The organism is Pseudoalteromonas sp. NZS11 (genome assembly GCF_015864765.1).
In the GTDB taxonomy this organism is placed as follows: domain Bacteria; phylum Pseudomonadota; class Gammaproteobacteria; order Enterobacterales; family Alteromonadaceae; genus Pseudoalteromonas; species Pseudoalteromonas arctica.
In genome coordinates, this window is record NZ_JADYWP010000007.1 from 169747 (window position 1) to 176047 (window position 6301).

A 6301-nucleotide genomic window follows, 5' to 3' on the forward strand; every position below is an offset into this window, starting at 1 on the left:
TTAAAGGCAGTAAATAATGAATAAGTTTGAGAATAATTCAATTGATAGCGAAGATGTTATCGATTTCACTGTTTACCTAAAGGTTATACAACGCGCTAAGTGGCGTATTATTGGCTTTTCGGTAGTTATTACTTTATTAACAATTATGTTTGCTTTAACGCTTGTGCCGCAGTATACGGCATCTGCTACGTTACTTATTGAATCAGAGCAATCTAAAGCCGTTAGTTTTGAAGAAATTTATGGCCTTGATACCACAAAAAAAGAGTATTACTTAACACAGTTTGAAATACTTAAATCTGACAGTATTGGCCGAGAAGTAATTACCAAACTTAATTTAGAAGAACACAGCGATTTTATTCCTAAACCTAGTTTAATGGGGGAAGTTAAAGGCTATGTAAAAGGCTTACTGCCTTTTTTAAATAAAAACGAAGAAAGATATTTATCTGCAGAAGAAAAAGCAGAGCAAAAAATGCTTTTTTTACTGAGTATTTATAAATCTAAGCTAGGTATTGAACCAATCAGTAATACTCAATTAGTAAATATAAGCTTTGAGTCGAGCGATCCCACGTTAGCCGCTTTAGTTGCTAATGCTGTAGGCGATATATACATAGAAAGCCAAATGCGCGCAAAAATGGGAATAACTCAACAGGCTTCTAGTTGGTTAAACTCGAGGTTATCGCAACTTCGTATTCAGTTAGACGACTCAGAAAAGCGCTTACAAGACTTTAGAGAAGATCAGCACCTTATTGATATTGAAGGTATAGCAGGGCTTGCAACACAAGAACTTGAGCAAATATCGGCTCAGTTAATTGAAGCGCGCAACGAAAAAAATAAGCTTGAGAGCATTAACCGAGTTATAACCGAATACGGTAACAACAACCTTGAGTTATTAGGAAGTATGCCTGAAATAACATCACATAATGTTATTCAAAACGTAAAACGTGACGTAGTTACCGTTGAGCGAAAATTAAGTGAGTTAAGTGAAGTTTATGGCCCTAAACACCCTAAAATTATATCAGCCAGTGCAGAGCTTATTACCGTTAAAAACAACCTTAATAAACAAATTAAAGGCCTAATTACGGGTATCGAAAAAGAGCTTAATAGGGTAACAAGAACCGTTGGCGCTCTTGAAAATGATTTAAATAATATTAGAGCGCGTTACCAAGATATTACCCGTAAAGAAACTCAATATAATCAGTTAAAACGTGAAGTAGAAACTAACCGCAATATATTTAATACGTTTTTATCACGTTCTAAAGAAACCGAAGTAACAAGCGATTTTACCTCTGCTGCAGCGCGTTTTACCGACCGAGCGTATGCACCAAATAACCCTAGTAAACCTAATAAAAAGCTTATTGTTGTGCTTGCGTTTGTAGCTAGCTTTATTTTTGCAATAGTTATGAGCTTTATTTTTGATGCCCTTAACGATACCGTTAAAACTAAACCAGACGTAGAAAGCAAGTTAGCTCAGCGAATGCTTGGCTTATTACCACAGGTAAGTTTACCTAAAAAAAGTGTGTTGCCTATGCATGCATATCTTGACGAAACGTATAGGCGCTTTGCAGAGTCGGTAAGAACATTTCGTACCAGCTTACTTTTAACTCAGCTTGATAAACAGCATAAAATAATTGCAGTTACTTCTACAGCACCAGGTGAAGGTAAAACAACAACATCTTCTAATTTAGCTATATCTCTAGCTCAAATGGGTAAAGTACTGCTAATTGATGGTGACTTACGTAAGCCAGCTATTGCTAAGCGATTTGAAATACCGGTTTATCACCCTGGTTTAACAAATTTAATAGTGGGTACAGAAGAGCTAAGTGAGTGTGTTCATATTGATGAAAAATCAGGTGTAGTAATAATGCCAAGTGGGCAAATACCAAGTAACCCACTTGAGTTATTATCAAACATTAAGTTTACACAGTTGATTGAACACCTTAAAACTCAGTACGACCATATAATTATTGATACACCACCAACACAAGCCGTGAGTGATGCATTAGTAATAGCCCAAAGTGCTGATTCGGTGATATATGTTGTAAAATCAGATGTTACGCGTATAAAACCAATTAAGGCAGGCCTTGAGCGTTTATTTGAGGTAAAAGCACATGTAGCGGGCGTGGTGCTTAATCAGGTAGATATGAGTAAGTCTAACGATGAGCATAGCTATGGTTACTACGACTACCACGATTACTCTAAAAAACCTGAACCAGAAAATACTTAAATGGCCTATAAATTGTGATTGATATACATTCACACATTTTGCCAGGTATTGATGATGGCGCTAAAGATTTAAACGAGTCTTTAGCGCTTTTAAAAATGGCGCAAAACGACGGTATAACGCATATTGTTGCAACCCCACATATTCATTTAGGCCGATATAATAATTCGGCTCCCCAACTTTTAAACGATTTAACCCAATTAAAAGCAGCTTGCTTAGGCCAAAATATTAATATAAATATTGCAGTAGCCGCTGAGGCTCGCCTTGATGTTGAGTTAATGCCGCTAGTATTAACTAATAAACTACCGTTTATTGGCAAAAAAAATGGCTTTAATTATTTATTGTTAGAACTACCTCATTCACATGTGCCTCAAGGGTATGACAAATTTATTACTTGGCTTGCTAAACAAAATATAAAAGTGGTTATTCCGCATCCAGAGCGAAATCGTGATATTCAGTCAAACCTATTTTACATTGAAAAACTGACACAGTTAGGGTGTGAGTTTCAGTTAACAGCGTCTAGCATTGAAGGCCTATGGGGTGAGAAAGCTCAATACATTAGTGAACATATGATTAAAGCTGATTTAGTGAGTTATATTGCATCTGACGCGCATTCGGTAAAGCGCAGGCCACCTATTTTAAGTAAGGCAAAAAAACGAGTAACCGACATGATTGGTGAAAGTAAGTCGCATGCGCTGTTTGTAACAAACCCTAAGTGTTTAACTGAGGTATTGTTTGATGTTTGAGCAGCTGGCTTTTAAGCGGTTACAAGTTGCGCTATTGGCAATAGTTACACTCATTATTTGTTATTTTAGCGTGCAAAGTATGCGCGCTAATGCTTGGTATTTTAGCTCACTAAATACAGTACAAGAACTCAGTAACACCTCTCCCGTTGATGCACCAGAGGCTTTTTATAATAACCTTAACAAAGCCCAAAATGCTATTAAGTTAGCCATAGAGCTTGAGCCTGAACATGCTCATTATTTACATTTTTTAGCGTATATTAAGCTACTCGCTATAGCTAACACGGATCGGACTGGACAAAGTAAGCTCAATACTGAATATAAAGAGATACAATCGCTTTTACTTCATTCTACCCATATTAGAAGCTCATGGGCTGAAACTTGGATTGAGCTTGCTAAAGTTACTAGCTACCAACAAGGGCCAAGTAAACAAGTTTTAAAGTATATTAATCAGGCTAAAAAAGTAGGCCCATACCAGCTGGATGTACATTTGGGTATTATAGAAATTTCATTAGCAAATTGGCAAAACCTAGCGCCAGAGTATAAAGCATTGTATGTAAATTCTTTAAGCATGGCCGCCCAGTATGGTTATCGATTTAACCGCATTTACACTATTGCTGAACAATTAAATCAACTACCTACTTTGTGTATGTCGCTACAATTTGGTGCTGCGTATAAGAAACTGAAAGAACGCTATATTTATAAACAAACTTGTAAACTTTAAACACGGATTCAGTTAAATTTTTTTAATGGATCCGTGTCATAAATTCCTTCTAGTCTATAAAGTAAGGATATTCAGATAGCCATGCTTTTTGATAGTTACTATTCTTGCCGTAAGAATTATCTTTAACGTAAATTTCTTTTCCGAGTAGTGTTGCTAATATACATCCATGTAACCTGTCAGTATGTATTACTGTGTGTGCTGAAAAGTAATTAATTGATTTAAAAATAATTTCGTCTGACAACCCACTCCACAAGTTTGTTGCCTTTTCTCGTAAGAAACTAAATTTTATCATTTGATAATATAATTTCAGAGTCCAGTAATCTTGCTTAACCATAATGTCTTGCCAATCAAAACTAACCTTATTTAAACCTTGATTTGCATTTGTGCTTTCTATATCTACCCTTAGTAAGTTCAGAATTTTAGGTGGGAATAAGTTTGAGGGACCAACTTCTGTGGGATCAACTAAGGGATGTAAACTGTGTGCCATGTCTGGTAGAAGCATTATATTATTGGTAAAACGTTTAGAAATATCTAAGCTTTTATGATCTCGTACACACATATGAAAATCAGGATGTTCAATAAAAAGAGAGGCAGACTTGGCCAGTGCTTCTTCAGAATTAAACTGGATCGTTTGAGGTAAACTTATGATACATTTATTTTTAAACTTTTTAGCTATTTCTTCTCTTAAATTTTGATGTTGAGGATATAGATCTCCAAAATTCCCTCCACCATGTAAAAGTATTACATCAGCTTCTCCTACCTTTTGTAAATTTACTGCAGAAGTCCCGGCTCTGTAGATAACATTTATTGAATGATTTTTAAAAAACTGTTCTGTTCCTTTATAAATTAATAAGTCACCTACGTTAAAGTGATTAGGTATATCTATATACGCAACAGTACGGTTAGCTATTAATTCAGAGATAGCTTCGTGTTTCTTTTTCAAGTTGTTTAAGCAATTAGACCAAATATCTTGCTGTTTCATATACTTTCCTTAGTTACTGTAAAAGTTTTAATTTTACACTGTGAAGTTTAACTATCAACGTTTTACTTAGGGATCTGCAAATAAAAACGCCCAGAGGCTTATAAAAAACCTCTGGGCTATAAAGTAGCTCTAAACTGAGCCTAGCGTTAACTAAAACACTTTCTTGGTTCATTAGGGAGAAGGAGAAAGTACTTTAAACTATAGTAAAGCTACTCAATAAAGCATAACTAATTTTGCCAGCTGGTTACATTTGATAACAAAGGATTAGATTAATTATACGTTTCAGCGTTTTTGTTTAAGTGATGTTTCACTGTTAAGGATAATACTGTGCAATTTAGAAAAGATATAAACGGACTTCGAGCCCTAGCTTTAATTGGTGTCGTGTTATTTCATTTTAATGCAGCTTGGTTGCCAGGTGGGGTTGATGTGTTTTTTGTTATATCAGGTTTTTTAATGACCGGTATAATATTTAAAGGAATAGAGCAAAAAAACTTTTCTATAGCTCGTTTTTATGTTGCGAGAGCAAATAGAATAATTCCAGCACTAGCAGCACTTTGTTTTGCTTTACTTCTTTTTGGCTGGCTTTATTTACCCCCCTTAGATTACCAGCTTCTTGGTGAACATGCTTTAAGTAGCATTAGTTTTTTATCTAACATTACATATTGGACTGAAGCTGGTTATTTTGATGCTGCATCTCACGAGAAGTGGTTGCTACATACTTGGTCACTTTCGGTTGAGTGGCAATTTTATATAATTTACCCACTTGTATTGGTGTTTATTTATAAGTTTATAACTATTAAATTAATGAACTACTTAATTGTAGCAGCTACTTTTTTAGGCTTTGTATTATGTGTTTTTGCTAGTTTAAATTGGCCGAATGCAGCTTACTATTTATTACCTACTAGAGCGTGGGAAATGATGATTGGCGGTGTGGCTTATCTATTTCCGATAGTTATCAATAATAAAAAGAAAATGCTTTTAGAGAGATTAGGTTTGGCGTTAATTGTGGGTTCTTACTTTATAGTCACTAAAGAAGATGCATGACCAGGCTATGCGGCTTTGTTCCCAGTTTTGGGTGCCTTTTTTTTGATTTTGGCCGCTAGTCGTTGGTATTTATTACTACACATTAGACGATAAGTATATCTACTGAGGCATAGCACTATCTGTATTTTTAGGCCTTATAAGTAGCCGATATATTGAAAGAATCAGATTTATTAATGGTTTCCATAGCGCTAGAGCTTACTTGAAATGTAAACCTTTATATATCATGTTGTTTATCAGTATTCTAAGTTTGAGTGTTATTGCTAATAAAGGAGATAATTATTGGGTTAATAACCTTGATAGTACAGGGTATAAAACTTACTCCCTTTTATTTAATAGCGATAAAGAAAACGATGATTAGGGAGTAATCTCTGAGGGTGTCCAAAATTTCTCCAAATTCAACTTCAATAGTCAATCCTTAACAGATGCAATAAAAGTAAGGCTAAAGCAATGTGCGTTAGCTGATGGTTGTAGTGGCATAGTTAATTTGGCCACCCATTAAGAAAGAAATGTTATGCTAATAAGCATACAAATTTGGGTGAAAAAATGACGAAATTAAAACGCGCAACGTATTCTGCGGCAATCAAATT

The 6301-nt window shown here is 35.1% G+C and carries 5 protein-coding genes; 4 read left to right on the forward strand and 1 reads right to left on the reverse strand.

Translation table 11 applies throughout. The annotated features are described in order from the left end of the window. Window positions 1-16: 16 nt before the first annotated feature. From I6E82_RS15255 to I6E82_RS15265, 3 genes are read left to right on the forward strand one after another with little or no spacing between them, the layout of a single operon-like run. On the forward strand, window positions 17-2224 hold the full coding sequence (locus I6E82_RS15255) for a GumC family protein (RefSeq protein WP_197118232.1): 2208 nt from the start codon (window positions 17-19) through the stop codon (window positions 2222-2224). 14 nt (window positions 2225-2238) lie between these two features. Further along, window positions 2239-2967, forward strand: a complete 729-nt coding sequence (locus I6E82_RS15260; protein WP_197118233.1) for a tyrosine-protein phosphatase — start codon at window positions 2239-2241, stop codon at window positions 2965-2967. Beyond that, window positions 2960-3688, forward strand: coding sequence for a VpsP family polysaccharide biosynthesis protein (locus I6E82_RS15265; protein ID WP_197118234.1), 729 nt, complete (start codon window positions 2960-2962; stop codon window positions 3686-3688). Before I6E82_RS15260 ends, I6E82_RS15265 begins: the two co-directional genes overlap by 8 nt. A gap of 49 nt (window positions 3689-3737) precedes the next feature. Here I6E82_RS15265 and I6E82_RS15270 read toward each other — a convergent pair whose 3' ends face one another. Further along, the gene (locus I6E82_RS15270; RefSeq protein ID WP_197118235.1) at window positions 3738-4670 is read right to left on the reverse strand and encodes a polysaccharide pyruvyl transferase family protein; all 933 of its coding nucleotides are present in this window, start codon (window positions 4668-4670) and stop codon (window positions 3738-3740) included. Window positions 4671-4997: 327 nt separating this feature from the next. Here I6E82_RS15270 and I6E82_RS19885 point away from each other — a divergent pair, with 327 nt between their 5' ends. Next, window positions 4998-5714, forward strand: coding sequence for an acyltransferase family protein (locus I6E82_RS19885; protein WP_331459163.1), 717 nt, complete (start codon window positions 4998-5000; stop codon window positions 5712-5714). Window positions 5715-6301 lie beyond the last annotated feature (587 nt).